Source organism: Halomonas sp. ND22Bw, from assembly GCF_003011945.1.
Lineage (GTDB): Bacteria > Pseudomonadota > Gammaproteobacteria > Pseudomonadales > Halomonadaceae > Halomonas > Halomonas halophila.
In genome coordinates this window covers 434,977-448,680 of record NZ_PXWD01000002.1, presented here as the reverse complement: position 1 = coordinate 448,680, position 13,704 = coordinate 434,977, and the positions used below count along the sequence as shown (strand labels likewise).

10 protein-coding genes are annotated in these 13,704 nt (G+C 66.5%); all 10 read right to left on the bottom strand.

The window, feature by feature from the left end; genetic code table 11:
- Positions 1–23: 23 nt before the first annotated feature.
- Positions 24–740, bottom strand: coding sequence for a 3'-5' exonuclease (locus CVH10_RS04945; RefSeq protein WP_046078172.1), 717 nt, complete (start codon positions 738–740; stop codon positions 24–26).
- Positions 741–753: 13 nt separating this feature from the next.
- Positions 754–2,664, bottom strand: coding sequence for a DUF294 nucleotidyltransferase-like domain-containing protein (locus CVH10_RS04940; protein ID WP_106487962.1), 1,911 nt, complete (start codon positions 2,662–2,664; stop codon positions 754–756).
- 150 nt (positions 2,665–2,814) lie between these two features.
- Positions 2,815–3,228: a DUF4168 domain-containing protein gene (locus CVH10_RS04935; RefSeq protein ID WP_046078174.1), complete on the bottom strand. Its 414-nt coding sequence runs from the start codon at positions 3,226–3,228 to the stop codon at positions 2,815–2,817.
- A gap of 146 nt (positions 3,229–3,374) precedes the next feature.
- A complete protein-coding gene (locus tag CVH10_RS04930) occupies positions 3,375–5,570 on the bottom strand; it encodes a TRAP transporter large permease subunit (protein ID WP_052719282.1) in 2,196 nt (731 codons plus the stop codon).
- A 144-nt stretch (positions 5,571–5,714) separates the two neighbouring features.
- Positions 5,715–6,872: a TRAP transporter substrate-binding protein DctP gene (gene dctP, locus CVH10_RS04925; RefSeq protein WP_082090817.1), complete on the bottom strand. Its 1,158-nt coding sequence runs from the start codon at positions 6,870–6,872 to the stop codon at positions 5,715–5,717.
- A gap of 558 nt (positions 6,873–7,430) precedes the next feature.
- Positions 7,431–8,297 (bottom strand): formyltetrahydrofolate deformylase, encoded by an 867-nt coding sequence (purU, locus tag CVH10_RS04920; RefSeq protein ID WP_046078175.1) that lies wholly within the window; start codon positions 8,295–8,297, stop codon positions 7,431–7,433.
- A 75-nt stretch (positions 8,298–8,372) separates the two neighbouring features.
- Entirely contained in the window at positions 8,373–9,008 is a 636-nt protein-coding gene (locus CVH10_RS04915) for a sarcosine oxidase subunit gamma (protein WP_035599949.1), read from the bottom strand.
- Complete coding sequence (locus tag CVH10_RS04910; RefSeq protein ID WP_106487961.1) at positions 9,001–12,042, bottom strand: sarcosine oxidase subunit alpha family protein; 3,042 nt, start codon at positions 12,040–12,042, stop codon at positions 9,001–9,003. Before CVH10_RS04910 ends, CVH10_RS04915 begins: the two co-directional genes overlap by 8 nt.
- Positions 12,039–12,386, bottom strand: coding sequence for a sarcosine oxidase subunit delta (locus tag CVH10_RS04905; protein WP_046078178.1), 348 nt, complete (start codon positions 12,384–12,386; stop codon positions 12,039–12,041). The genes CVH10_RS04910 and CVH10_RS04905 overlap by 4 nt, the downstream gene beginning before the upstream one ends.
- Before the next feature lie 21 nt (positions 12,387–12,407).
- On the bottom strand, positions 12,408–13,658 hold the full coding sequence (locus tag CVH10_RS04900) for a sarcosine oxidase subunit beta family protein (RefSeq protein ID WP_046078179.1): 1,251 nt from the start codon (positions 13,656–13,658) through the stop codon (positions 12,408–12,410).
- Positions 13,659–13,704: the final 46 nt, after the last annotated feature.

Below are 13,704 nucleotides of genomic sequence, written 5' to 3'. Positions count from 1 at the left end.
TTGCCGCCTTGCGCCGGCCCGGATCAGCTCCAGATCGTGCCCACCGGCGTCTCGGGACTGTAGTGGTGGGCGATCTGCGCCTGCAGCAGCTCCGCGGTGGCCAGCGCATCCGTCAGCGCATGGTGGCCCTGGTAGGGTGGCAACCCGTAGCGAGCGCGGCTGTCGAACAGGCGGATGGAGGCCGGCGGCCGCCCGATCCAGCGCTTGAAGCGCGCCACCAGCGACTGGCGGTGGATGCGCGCCTCGAGCGACATGGTGTCGATCATCGGGTAGACCACGCCCTCCCCCAGCCGCGCCTTGACGGCCACGTCGAGGAACGGGCGCTCGATGTGACGGTAGTGCACCACCGCCAGCCGACCGGCCAGGGCATCGAGCAGGTCCTCCAGGATGTCGCCCAGCTCCGGGGCGTTGGCAATGTCGGCATGGGTGATGTGGTGAAAGGTCACCGACTCGGCGTTCAGCGTACGCCGCGGGCGCACGATCCAGTAGCGACGCTCGGTGACGGCGATACGCCCCAGGGTGAAAGGCACCAGGCCGATGCTGACGATGGAGTTGCGCCGGGCATCGAGCCCGGTGGTCTCCATGTCCAGCGCCACCAGCGGGGCTTCGCCGATCGGCGTCTCCGGCGCCGGGGCCCCGGCGGTGAAGAAGCGCGACAGTCGCGGGTCCTGGGCAGCCGCGGCGCGATGCGCCAGGTAGCTCGTCCAGTCGGGTATCTGGGTCCTGCGTCGCATCAGCATCCGGGCACCTCGCTCATTTGGCCCGCGAGGGCATCGGGTAGCGGAACTTGAGGAACTTCTGGGCGTGGCTCAACGCCTGGAAGGCATCCTTGAGGTGATGACGCTCGCTGCTCGAGACGTTCTCCGGCTCGATGTTGTTGTCCGGCGTCTGGTCGTGCTGGATGTCGATCACCTGGTGGCGAATGCGCGACATCGACAGAAACTCCAGGGCGTAGCGCAGGCGATCGCTGACCCCCGGGGCCAGCAGCTGGGTGCGATCGATGTCGTCGAGCCGGTCGAAGCTGTTCTGGGCGCTGGAGCCGCAGGCCAGGGCGTGCACCCGGATCAGGTCGACCATCGGCGCGGTGCCGCGGCGCTTCAGGTTGATCGAGTTGTTGTGCTTGCCGTCCTTCTCCATCACGAAGGTGCGGAAGAAACCCAGCGGCGGGGTGCGGTTCAGGGCGTTGCGGGCCATCGCCGCCAGGAAGCGCGGATGCCGTGCGGCCTGATAGGCCACCAGGTCCTGGAGCTGCTCCACCAGCACGTTCTCCCCGTAGACGGCGTCAAGATCGAAGAAGATCGAGCTGTGCAGCAGCCGCTCGGGATTGGGCTGCTCGATCCACTCGGTGAAGTAGCGCTTCCACACCGACAGGGGCTGGCGCCAGCTCGGGTTGGTGGCCATGATGTCGCCCTTGCAGTAGGGGTAGCCGCAGGCATCCAGGCCATCGCTGACGAACTGGGCCAGCTCGAGGAAGTAAGCGTCGTGCTGCTCGGGATCGAAATCGTCGGACAGCACCAGGGCATTGTCCTGGTCGGTGGCGATCGACTGCTCGTTGCGGGCCATGGAGCCCATCGCCATGAAGCAGTAGGGCACCGGCGGCGGCCCCAAGCGCTCCTCGCCCAGCTCCAGCAGGCGGCGGGTGAAGCTGCGCCCGATGGTCGACAGGGCGCTGCCCACCATGCGCGAGTCGGCGCCCTCCTCGACCATGCGCACGAAGGCCGCACTGACGTCCGGCGCCAGCCGTGCCAGGCCCTCGGCGTTGGGCTGGTGGAAGATGTTGCTGACCAGGTACAGGCTGCTCTGGGTCTCGTAGCGGATGATGTCCGAGAGGTGCACGATGCCCACCGGGCGGCGGCGATACATCACCGGCAGGTGGTGAATGTTGTAGCGCAGCATGACCAGCATCGCCTCCTGCACCGACTCGTCGGACTGCACGGCGATGACGTTGCCGGCCACCACCTCGCCGACCGGCGTCTCCGGCGACAGGCCTTCCGCCACCACCCGGGTGCGGAAGTCGCTGTCGGTGAGGATGCCACGCAGCTGCCAGGCACGCTCCTCGCTGTCGCGGAAGGTGTAGCGCGGATTGTCCTCTTCGCCGGGGTAGTCGAGCACCAGCACCGCCGAGGCCTGGAAGTCGGTGATCTGACGGGCGGCCTCCTGGACGGTGGTCGAGGCCTCGACCATCAGCGGGTAGCGCGTGACCAGCTTGCGCACCCGGGTGATCATCATGTCGTTGTTCTTCTTCTGCTCCTCGACCGCGCTCTCGAGCCGCGGGCGCTGCAGCTCGACGAAGTCGGCGAAGTCGTCGTCGGCCTGGCAGAGATGCTGGAAGACCGTCTCGGGGATGAAGTAGATCAGCGAGTCTTCCATGGCCCGCACGGGATAGCGGACCCGGTTGTTCCGCAGCAGGCTGAACTGGCCGAAGATCTCGCCCTCGCCCCGGCGGTTGTAGAGCTCCCCGCCGCGACGATAGACCTCCACCGCGCCGCTGCGGATGTAGCACAGCTCGTGGAGCTCCTGGTCGAGCGTCAGGATATCGGTGTCGGCCTTGAAGTAGGCCACCTGGACGTTGCTCGCCACCTCGTCGAGCAGTTCGTCGGACAGCGTCTCGAAGGGCGGGAAACGCCCGAGATGCTGGCGAATTTCCAGCAGTTCCACATCCATGGCCCAGTGCCTACCCGGTCGTTGAGGATAGGCCAAGTCTGAAAGGCGCCGAGGACGGTGTAAAGAGCTTGTATCACGGGGGCCGGAACGCGGAAAGGCCGCCCCGAGGGGCGGCCTTTCATCGCACAGGGATCTCGCGGGAGGACGGGATCAGGAAGCGGACTCGCCGCTGCCCTGGGCCATGCCCTGGACGCGCTGCATCAGCTCGGGATCCTGCTGGATCGCCTGGCCGATGGCGTTGAAGGTCTCCACTTCGAGGCCGCTGTTCTGGACCGCCTCGACCATCTGGTCGTTGGCTTCCTGGCGGACCTGCTGCTGGGCCTCTTCACCCTCGGCGTTCTGCAGCTGCTGGGTGTAATCCTGGGAGATCACCGCGATTTCCTCGGAGGCATCGGCGAACTTCTGCAGCTGGGCGTCGGAGAAGTTCTGGGTCGCGGCCTGCGCCTCGGCCGGGGCCTGGCCCTGGCTGGCGGTGGCATCGGCACTGTCCTGTGCATACGCCATGGAGCTCATCATGCCGGCACTGAGCAGGGCGGCGGAAAACAGGGCGGTGATACGTTGCATAGATACCTCCGAAAACATTGTCTTGCATGCGTGGGGTGCCCTCCTGTGACGAGCCACGTCGACAAGGGTTCACCACCATCGTGTAACAGTTTGAAAAGACGACGCTCCCGGTCGGGAGCATCGTCGGTGGTGGCACGCGTCGTCGCCTAGCCGTAGGCGAGATTCGGCAGCCAGGTGACCAGCGCCGGGAACAGGATCACCAGGATCAGCCCCAGGGCCTGGATGCCCAGGAACGGGAAGGACGAACGGAAGATCTGCCCCATGGTGATGTGCGGCGGGCACACCCCCTTGATGTAGAACAGTGCGTAGCCGAACGGCGGACTGAGGAAGGACATCTGCATGTTCACCAGGTAGATGACCCCGAACCACAGCGACACGTCGGCGGGCGACACGCCGGGCAGCCCGAACACCCCGTCGAAGCTCATCGACTGGATCAGCGGCACGAAGATCGGCACCGCCAGCAGCAGGATGCCCACCCAGTCGAGGAACATGCCCAGCGCCACCAGCAGCACCATCATCAGTGCCAGCACCGCGTAGGGGCCGAGCCCCGCGCCGGAGATCAGCTCCTGCACGAAGGTCTGGCCGCCCTGGAGGATGTAGAAGCCGACGAAGATGCTGGCGCCGAAGATGATCCACATCACCATCGCCGAGGCGACCAGGGTGGTCATGCAGGCGGCGTGCAGGTTGGGCCAGGTCAGGCGCTTGTGCAGCGCCGCCACGACCAGCGCGCCGAAGGTCCCGATGCCGGCCGCCTCCACCGGCGTGGCGATGCCGGTGAAGATGATGCCCAGCACCAGCACCACCAGTACGATGGGGGCCAGCATGTTGCGCAGCAGGCGCAGCTTCTCCTTCATGTCGACCCGGTCCTCCACCGGCATCGGCGGCGCCATCTTGATGTTCAGGGTGCCGCGCATCCAGCAATAGAAGCCGTACATGAAGGCCAGCAGCAGGCCGGGAATCAGCGAACCGAGGTAGAGTTCACCCACCGACTGCTGGGCGATGACGCCGTAGATGATCGCCAGGATCGACGGCGGAATCAGGATGCCCAGGGTACCGCCGGCCATGATCGAACCGATGGCGATCTCCGGGTCGTAGTGGCGCTTGAGCATCGCCGGCAGGGCGATCAGGCCCATGGTCACCACCGCGGCGCCGATCACGCCGACCATCGCGGCGAGCAGCGTGGAGGCGATGACGGTGGCGATGGCCAGGCCCGCCTTCAGGCCGCCCATCCACTTGTAGACGACGTCGAACAGCTCCTCGATGATCCCGGCCTTCTCCAGCACCGAGGCCATGAAGATGAACAGCGGAATGGCCGACAGCTGGTAGTTGGTCATCATCGGGAAGATGCGCGACGGCATCAGGTTGAGCATGTGCTGATCGCCCACCAGGTAGAGGAAGGCCACCCCCAGGCCGCCGGTGACGAAGGCCAGCGGCAGGCCCGCCACCAGCACCACCATCAGGGTGCCGAACATCACCAGGGTCAGGCCGCCGATGCCCAGGCCGCTGAGGCTGTTCTCGAGGCTGCCGGCCAGGCTCTGGTAGTCGGTGGTGGCGATGTTGACCATCTCGAACAGCACCCACGCCCCGAGGACGATGCCCAGCGCGATCAGCAGGGTCGAGAAGGTATGGCTGCCGCCATGCGCCCGTCGATGGTGGCGGAAGGCCTGGACGTCACGGATCAGCTGGGCGATGCCCTGGAGCAGCAGCAGCAGCGCCCCGAAGAACAGCATGAACTTCACCGGATAGAACTGGATCGCCCACTCGGTGAAGGACGTCTCGTTGGCATAGCTGGCGCCGAAGAAGAAACGGTCACTCACCGACTGGGAGAAGAACTTCCAGCCGGTCACCAGCAGCGCGATGGTGAAGATGAAGAAGGACACCGAGGTCAGCAGGTCCAGCGCCGCCTTGTTCACTGGCCGGGCACGCTGGTAGAGGATATCGACGCGCACGTGCCCGCCCTCGCGCAGGGCGAAGGCCCCGGCGATCAGGTACTGCATGCCGAACATCAGGGTCATCGACTCGTGGGCCCAGTTGGTCGGCGAATTGAAGGCATAGCGCATCAGCACTTCGTAGGCGAACACGAAGGGGGCGATCAGCGCCCAGTAGGCCACGTAGCGGCCGAAGAAACCGGAGATGCGGTCGACCAGGGCGGTGAAGAGGTTGCCCGGGGGATGGTAGCGCGCCACCGGCGCCTCGCCGGGGACCTCGCCGGTGTCGCCGCCGCTGATGGTGCCGCCGCGCCGGAAACTGCGGTCGACGAGCCACATCACCAGCAGCGGCAGGAAGAACAGTGCCGACCAGTAGAGCCAGTGCGGCAGAACGAAATTGATCTCGAGATTCATGAAAACTCCTCCGCGATACCATCGCTTCCCGGCGATGGCGACGGATCATCTAGCCGACGGGATGCAGGGTTGAGGGCATGGCGCCCATGCAAACCGGGGCTGCGGCGCTCGGCCCACAGCCCCCGGATGAAGCAAGCAGAGGGATCAGACGTTGAGTTCGAAGTCCTTGATGTCGTCCTCGGTGATCAGCGCCACCGCCGGATCCATCATGGTCCTCAGGTGGGCCCGGAACATGCGCGCGGCGTCAGGGTCCTTGTTGGCCCACTTGAACCACAGCGGGATGGCGACCTCGCGGAAGCGGACGGCATCCTCCTCGGAGAGGTGAATGATCTCGACGCCCTTCTCGCGGTACTTGGGCCAGGCCTCGGCGTTGGCCTTCTGGATCGCCGCGTAGTGCTCGCGGGAATAGCCCGCCACCAGGTCGTGCATCAGGTCCTGCACCTGGGGCGACATGCGTTCAAAGACACGGCGATTGACCGAGATGTCCATCAGGTCGACCGCCTGGTGCAGGCAGGGCGTGGAGGGCGGGCCCATGATGATGTAGTCGGCCACCTGCCAGAAACCGAGCTCGTAGTTGACCGCCGCCCCGGTGAAGTCGGCGGCATCGATGGTGCCTTTCTCCAGCGCCGGATAGACCTCGGAACCGGGCAGCAGCGTGGTGCGCGCGCCCATCTCGGCGAAGGTCTCGGCGACGATGCCGCCGGGCATGCGGATCTTGACCCCGTCGAAGTCGTCGAAGCTTCTCAGCGGCACCTTGGAGTGGATCAGGTTGAGGTCGTGGTGAACGTAGCCCAGCAGCTCCTGGCCCTGCTTGCGATAGAGCTCCTTGGCGATGCCGAAGCCGCCGTAGGCGCCGAACATCATGTCCCACTGGTGGGGCAGCGACAGGCCCATGGGGAAGGCGGTGAGGAAGACGCCGGCCGGCATCTTGCCGGGCCAGTAGACGGTGAACCAGTTCTGACCGTCGAGCACGCCGTTGCGCACCGCATCGGCAACCTCGAAGGCCCCGGCCACGGCACCGGCGGGGAAAGGCTCGATGCTGACCTCGCCGCTGGTGGCCTCGACCACGCCGTTGGCCCAGGCCTCGAAGGTGCGGTAGCCCACGGTCCCCGGCTGCCAGGAGGACTGCATGCGGATGCGAATGCCCTGCTGAGCCTGGACATTGCCGATCCAGGGGGCCGCCACGGCCGCCGCCGAGCCGATCGCGGCGGCCTTCAGGAAGTTGCGACGATTGCCGGCACCGCTGCCCGATGTCGCGACGCTAGCGGACGAAGTGCGCTTGGGCTGCTGGTCGTCTTGCATGGCGAAGACTCCTCGTTGGTGTTGCGTCCGTCTCGCACGGCGCGAGAACGGAGGGCTTGTTGTTGTTTCTTCTGGCTTCACCCCATGCCGCCGGCGCCCGAGGGACGCCGACGGCATGGGCAACACGATCCCTGTCTCTGGAAATACCTTCCGCATCAAAACGTAGTGTCCCCGGAGACCCCGGCCAACAGCGACTTTCAACGTACATCGCTCAACGATACGCACCGATAACGAAGTAACATGCTGTTATATATAACAATTCAGGCTCAGGGGCGGCGCAGGCGCAAAACCGTCCCTACGACTATTGAACGAGTGACGGGAGGGCACGACGGAAGAGAAGGCGGGGCAGTCGAGAACGAAAAAGACGACGGCCATCGCCGGGGAGGCGATGGCCGTGCAAGGCCGCCAGGGGGGCCTAAAGCGCGAACCGGGAGGCTAGCGCGAGAACACCACCGTGCGGCGACCGTGCAGCAACACCCGACGCGCCACGTGGGCATCGACGGCGCGGGCGGCAGGCATCAGAGGCACTCGATCTGCCGCCCCTGCCCCCTGGCTTTCCTAGCGCGAGAACACCACCGTGCGGCGACCGTGCAGGAACACGCGACGCGCCACGTGGGCATCCACCGCACGCGCCAGGGTCATGCACTCGATGTCACGGCCCTTGGCCACCAGATCCTCGGGATCGTCGGCGTGACCAACCGGCTCCACGCCCTGAGTGATGATCGGCCCCTCGTCCAGATCGTCGTTGATGTAGTGCGCGGTGGCACCGACCAGCTTGACGCCCTTCTCGAAGGCCTGGTGATAGGGCTTGGCCCCCTTGAAGCCCGGCAGCAGCGAGTGATGGATGTTGATCGCGCGACCGGAGAGCTTCTCGCACATGTCGCTGGAGAGCACCTGCATGTAGCGGGCCAGGATCACCAGCTCGGCGCCGGTCTCCTCGACCACCTCCCACACCCGGGCCTCCTGCTCGGCCTTGGTCTCGGCGGTGATCGGGAAATGGTAGTACGGCAGCCCGTGCCAGTCGGCCAACGGCTGGAGATCCGGGTGGTTGGAGACCACCGCGCGAATCTCGATCGGCAGCTGGCCGGTGCGATAGCGATACAGCAGGTCGTTCAGGCAGTGATCCGCCTTGGAGACCATGATCACCACCGGCATCCGCGCATCCGGGGCGGTCAGCTCGAAGGCCATCTCGAACTCGGCGGCCCGGGCGGCGAAGGCGGCCTGGAAGGCCTCGGCATCGAAGTCGGGCTCCAGCGGGCGGAACTCGGTGCGGATGAAGAAGCGCTCGCCGTGATGGTCGTCGAAGGACTGCTGCTCGGTGATGTAGCAGCGGCTCTCCTTCAGGAAGCGGGTCACCACGTCGACGGTGCCCAGGCGGCTGGGGCACTGGGCGGTGAGAATCCAGGTATCGGCGCTACGGCTCATGGGAGGTCTCCTGACGTAAGCAGGCCGGGGCGAGCCCCGGCCTGATCTTGTACCACGGCTGAATGACGGGCGCGCTCAGCGCTCGACGCCGATAGCGTACTCGTCACCGGCATCCAGCAGCCAGCGATAGGTGTAGTCGGCGAAGCTGCGGCGCACCACCAGCTCCCAGCGCTCCTCGCTCGGACGGCGAAGGACCACGGTGGTCTTGGCGAAGATGGTGGTCACGCCCTTGCCGACCGGGAAGTGGCTCGGATGGACGTCGTAGACCACCGACTTCATCAGCACCTCGCGGGCGGCCTCACCCTCGAGCTCGACCAGAGTCTGGCCGCCGCTGACGTTGCTGATCGCGAAGTGGGCGTCGCCCAGCGCCGCACGCAGGCGGTTTTCCAGCTCGAACTCCTCGCCGCCGGGCACGATGACCAGCCACTCGTCCGGGGAGATCCACTGGATCGAACGCTTGCCCTCGTCGTCATGGACCAGGCCCTGGGGCTCGCCCGGCAGGGAGATGCCGAGCACCCCGCGCACCGCGCCATCGAGCACCACGGCGCCGCCACGCAGCACCAGGTGCCCAAGGAAGGGCTTCTCGCGCAGCACCACCTGGCTCTTGGCGGTGGGGGCCGGAGCCCCCGAACGACGATAGCTGTAGGCGAGCGGCGATTCGACCGGGATCTTGGCCTCGGTATTGGTATCGAAGGTGGCAACGTTAGACATTCTGACGCTCTCCCTTGGGATCGAGGAAGATGGGGCTGACGATCTCGGCCTCATGGACCTGGCCGTCGGCCATGGGCAGATAGACGGTCTCGCCCATCTTCTTGTGACCGCCCTTGACCACGCCCAGGGCGAAGCCTGATTCCAGGGTCGGGCTGTAGTAGCTGGAGGTCACGTGACCTTCCATCGGCATCGGGATCGAATGGTTCGGGTCGAGCACGATCTGCGCGCCCTCCTCCAGCACCACCTTCGGATCCTTCGGCTTGAGGCCGACCATCTGCTTGCGGTTCTCGCGCGAGGTGTCCGGACGCGTCAGGGCACGCTTGCCGATCCAGGAGAACGGCTTGTCGTAGCCGATCGCCCAGTGCATGCCGAGGTCTTCCGGGGTCACCGAGCCGTCAGTGTCCTGACCAGCGATGATGAAGCCCTTCTCGGCGCGCAGCACGTGCATGGTCTCGGTGCCGTACGGCGTCAGGCCGTACTTGTCGCCATGGGCGAACAGCGTCTCCCAGACGTGCAGGGCGTAGTTGGCCTGGACGTTGATCTCGTAGGCCAGTTCACCGGTGAAGGAGATACGGAAGATGCGCGCCGGCACGCCCGCGACCTTGCCTTCCTTCCAGTCCATGAACTTGAAGCTGTCCTTGTCGAGATCGACCTCGGTGGTGACCTCTTCCATCAGCTTGCGCGCTTCCGGACCGGTGATGGTCATGGTCGCCCAGTGATCGGTCACGGAGTTGAAGTAGACGTCCAGTTCCGGCCACTCGGTCTGGTGCCAGACTTCCAGCCACTCGAGCACGGTGGCGGCGCCGCCAGTGCTGGTGGTCATCAGGAAGTGGTTGTCGCCGAGGCAGCTGGTGGTGCCGTCGTCGAACACCATGCCGTCGTCCTTGCACATCAGGCCGTAGCGGACGCGGCCGGGGGCCAGCTTGGCCCACTTGTTGGTGTAGACGCGACCCAGGAACTCGCGCGCGTCCGGGCCCTGGATGTCGATCTTGCCCAGGGTGGAGGCATCGAGGATGCCGACCTTCTCGCGCACCGCCCGGCACTCGCGAACCACCGCCTCGTGCATGGTCTCGGTCTTGCCGTTGACCTTGCGCGGGAAGTACCAGGGACGCATCCACTGGCCGACTTCCTCGAACGCGGCGCCCTGCTCCACGTGCCACTGGTGCATGGCGGTGTAGCGCTCGGGATCGAACAGCTCGCCGCAGTGACGGCCGACGATGCTGCCGAAGGTCACCGGGGTGTAGTTGGGACGGAACACCGTGGTGCCCACCTCGGGGATCGAGCGACCCAGGACGCGGGCGGCGATGGCCATGCCATTGATGTTGCCGAGCTTGCCCTGGTCGGTGCCGAAGCCCATGGCGGTGTAGCGCTTGACGTGCTCGATGGACTCGAAGCCCTCGCGGGTGGCCACTTCGATGCCGGCCGCGGTGACGTCGTTCTGCAGGTCGACGAACTGCTTCGGCGCGCGCAGGGTCGCCTTCTCGTGGGGCACCTGGTAGAGCGCCACGGCGGCGCCGTCACGGCGCTCGGCGACCTGGGGCAGGCTCACGGAGGCGGCCTCGAAGCCGGACTCGGTGGCCGCGTCCAGCCCGGCCTCGACGCCTTCGGCCAGCACCGCGCCGGTGGCATAGACGCCACGCGCGCCACCGGCGGCGGCGACGCCCTTCACGGTGTTCGGGACGAAGCCGAGCAGCTCCTCGTTCCAGGTCGGCCGGCTGCCGGTGTGGGACGCCAGGTGGATGACCGGGCTGTAGCCGCCGGAGCTGGCAATGGTGTCGCAGCTCAGGGTCTCGGAGCCGCCGACCACGCGGAAGCCCTGGAGGTCGACCTTGGCGATGCGCGCGGCGCTGACCCGGGAGTCGCCCTTGGCCTCGACGACCGCGGAGCCGGCGATGATGCGGATGCCCTTGGCGCGGGCCTGCTCGACCAGCTCGCCGTCAGGATTGGCCCGGGCGTCAGCGATGGCGACCACGTCACGGCCGGCCTCGGCCCAGTCCAGCGCCGCGCGGTAGCCGTGATCGTTGCTGGTGGAAAGCACCAGCTTGTTGCCCGGCACCACGCCGTAGCGGCGGATGTAGGTGGAGACGGCACCGGCCAGCATGTTGCCCGGCACGTCGTTGTTGCCGTAGACCAGCGGACGCTCGTGGGCGCCGGTGGCCAGCACGACGCGGCCGGCACGCACGCGGTGCAGCCGCGAACGGGCCTGACGACGACCGTCCTTGAGCGGCGCGGTATCGGCCAGGTGCTCGGTACGGCGCTCGTGCAGGGTCACGAAGTTGTGATCGTGATAGCCGTTGGCGGTGGTGCGCGGCAGCAGGGTCACGTTGTCCATGCCGGACAGCGCCTCGACGGTCTCGGCGACCCACTGGTCGGCCGGCTTGTCGTCGAGCAGCTCGCGGGAGTCGAGCAGCGAGCCGCCCATCTCTTCCTGCTCGTCGGCGACGATCACGCGTGCCCCGCTCTTGGCGGCGGCCAGCGCCGCGGCCAGGCCGGCCGGGCCGGCGCCCACGACCAGCACGTCGCAGTGCTGGTGCATGTGATCGTAGATGTCCGGGTCGCTTTCCATCGGGCTGCGACCGAGACCGGCGCCCTTGCGGATGTACTTCTCGTAGGTCATCCACATGGAGGCCGGGGCCATGAAGGTCTTGTAGTAGAAGCCCGGCGGCATGAAGCCACCGCCCAGCTTGCCGACCAGGCCCATCAGGTCGCGCTGGACGTTCGGCCAGCCGTTGGTGCTGCGCGCGGTCAGGCCGTCGTACAGCGCCTGCTGGGTGGAGCGCACGTTCGGCACCTGGCCGGCCTCGGTGGCACCGAGCTGGACCAGCGCGTTCGGCTCCTCGGCGCCGGCGGCGAAGATGCCGCGGGGACGCGAGTACTTGAAGCTGCGGTTGACGATGTCGACGCCGTTGGCCAGCAGGGCGGAGGCCAGGGTGTCACCGGCATGGCCCTGATACGTCTTCCCGTTGAAGGTGAAGCTCAGCTGACGAGAGCGGTCGATACGGCCGCCCTGGGCGAGACGATTGAGCTGGCTCATGCGCGGACTCCTTCACGAAGCGATGCCTGGTCGGCTTCAGCAGACGGCCGGCCCTCGGGGTGCTCGGCGGTGAACGTCGGCTGCTCGCCCATCTTGTAGGTCTCGAGAATCTCGTAGGTCACGGTATTGCGCGTGATGTTGAAGAACTTGCGGCAGCCCACGGCGTGTACCCACATCTCGTGGTGGATGCCACGGGGGTTGTCGCGGAAGAACAGGTAGTCGCCCCACTCCTCGTCGCTGCAGTTCTCCGGATCCGCCGGCCGGATGAGGTGCGCCTCACCCTTGGGGTGGAATTCCTCTTCCTCGCGGTGTTCGCCGCAGTAGGGGCAATGGATATAGAACATGTCGGCTCTCCTCTGCGGAAATCAGTGGGCCACGCCGGCGGCGCCGTGCTCGTCGATCAGCGCTCCGGTGTTGAAGCGGTCGATGGAGAACGGGGCAGCGATCGGGTGCATCTCGCCCTTGGCCAGGCTGGCCGCGAACACGTTGGCCGACCCCGGGGTGGCCTTGAAGCCGCCGGTGCCCCAACCGCAGTTGAAGTACAGGCCCTTGACCTTGGTCTTGGAGATGATCGGGCAGGCGTCCGGGCAGGTGTCGACGATGCCGCCCCACTGACGGTTCATGCGCACCCGCGAGAACATCGGGAACATCTCGACGATCGCCTGCAGGGTGTGCTCGACAGTCGGGTAGCTGCCGCGCTGGCCGTAGCCGTTGTAGCCGTCGATGCCGGCGCCGATGACCAGGTCGCCCTTGTCCGACTGGCTGACGTAGCCGTGCACGTGGTTGGACATGGTCACGGTGTTGAGCACCGGCTTGAGCGGCTCGGAGACCAGCGCCTGCAGCGGGTGCGATTCCAGCGGCAGCTTGATGCCGGCCATCTTGGCCATCACGCCGGAGTTGCCGGCGGTCACGCAGCCGACGGTCTTGGCCTCGATGTCACCGCGGTTGGTGTGCACGCCGTAGATCTGACCGTCACGGATCTTGAAGCCGGTGACCTCGGTCTGCTGCAGGATGTCCACGCCCAGGGCGTCGGCACCGCGGGCGAAGCCCCAGGCCACGGCATCGTGACGGGCCACGCCGCCGCGCGGCTGCCAGGAGGCGCCGAGGATCGGGTAACGAGCGCGCTTGGAGGTGTCCAGCAGCGGCTCGATCTCCTTGATCTGTTCCGGGGTCACCACCTCGCCGTCGACGCCGTTCAGGCGGTTGGCGTTGACGCGGCGCTGGATGTCGCGCATGTCCTGCAGGGTGTGGCCCAGGTTGAGCACGCCGCGCTGGGAGAACATGACGTTGTAGTTGAGGTCCTGGGACAGGCCCTCCCACAGCTTCATGGAATGCTCGTAGAGCGCCGCCGCCTCGTCCCACAGGTAGTTGGAACGCACGATGGTGGTGTTACGCGCGGTGTTGCCGCCACCCAACCAGCCTTTCTCGATCACGGCGACGTTGGTGATGCCGTGCTCCTTGGCCAGGTAGTAGGCGGTGGCCAGGCCGTGGCCGCCGCCGCCGATGATGATGACGTCGTAGGACGCCTTGGGCGTGGGATTACGCCACTGGCGCTGCCAGTTCTCGTGGTGGCTCAGCGCGTGCTTGACCAGCCCGAAACCTGAATAACGTTGCATATGGGTCTACTCCTCAAGGGCCCCGCCGGCTGCCCGGCGGGGAACG

What these genes read in the sequence shown, in the direction of transcription:
- CVH10_RS04945 (WP_046078172.1), bottom strand. Translation starts at nt 740, where the DNA reads ATGCTGATGCGACGCAGGACCCAGATACCCGACTGGACGAGCTACCTG.
- CVH10_RS04940 (WP_106487962.1), bottom strand. Translation starts at nt 2,664, where the DNA reads ATGGATGTGGAACTGCTGGAAATTCGCCAGCATCTCGGGCGTTTCCCG.
- CVH10_RS04935 (WP_046078174.1), bottom strand. Translation starts at nt 3,228, where the DNA reads ATGCAACGTATCACCGCCCTGTTTTCCGCCGCCCTGCTCAGTGCCGGC.
- CVH10_RS04930 (WP_052719282.1), bottom strand. Translation starts at nt 5,570, where the DNA reads ATGAATCTCGAGATCAATTTCGTTCTGCCGCACTGGCTCTACTGGTCG.
- dctP (WP_082090817.1), bottom strand. Translation starts at nt 6,872, where the DNA reads ATGCAAGACGACCAGCAGCCCAAGCGCACTTCGTCCGCTAGCGTCGCG.
- purU (WP_046078175.1), bottom strand. Translation starts at nt 8,297, where the DNA reads ATGAGCCGTAGCGCCGATACCTGGATTCTCACCGCCCAGTGCCCCAGC.
- CVH10_RS04915 (WP_035599949.1), bottom strand. Translation starts at nt 9,008, where the DNA reads ATGTCTAACGTTGCCACCTTCGATACCAATACCGAGGCCAAGATCCCG.
- CVH10_RS04910 (WP_106487961.1), bottom strand. Translation starts at nt 12,042, where the DNA reads ATGAGCCAGCTCAATCGTCTCGCCCAGGGCGGCCGTATCGACCGCTCT.
- CVH10_RS04905 (WP_046078178.1), bottom strand. Translation starts at nt 12,386, where the DNA reads ATGTTCTATATCCATTGCCCCTACTGCGGCGAACACCGCGAGGAAGAG.
- CVH10_RS04900 (WP_046078179.1), bottom strand. Translation starts at nt 13,658, where the DNA reads ATGCAACGTTATTCAGGTTTCGGGCTGGTCAAGCACGCGCTGAGCCAC.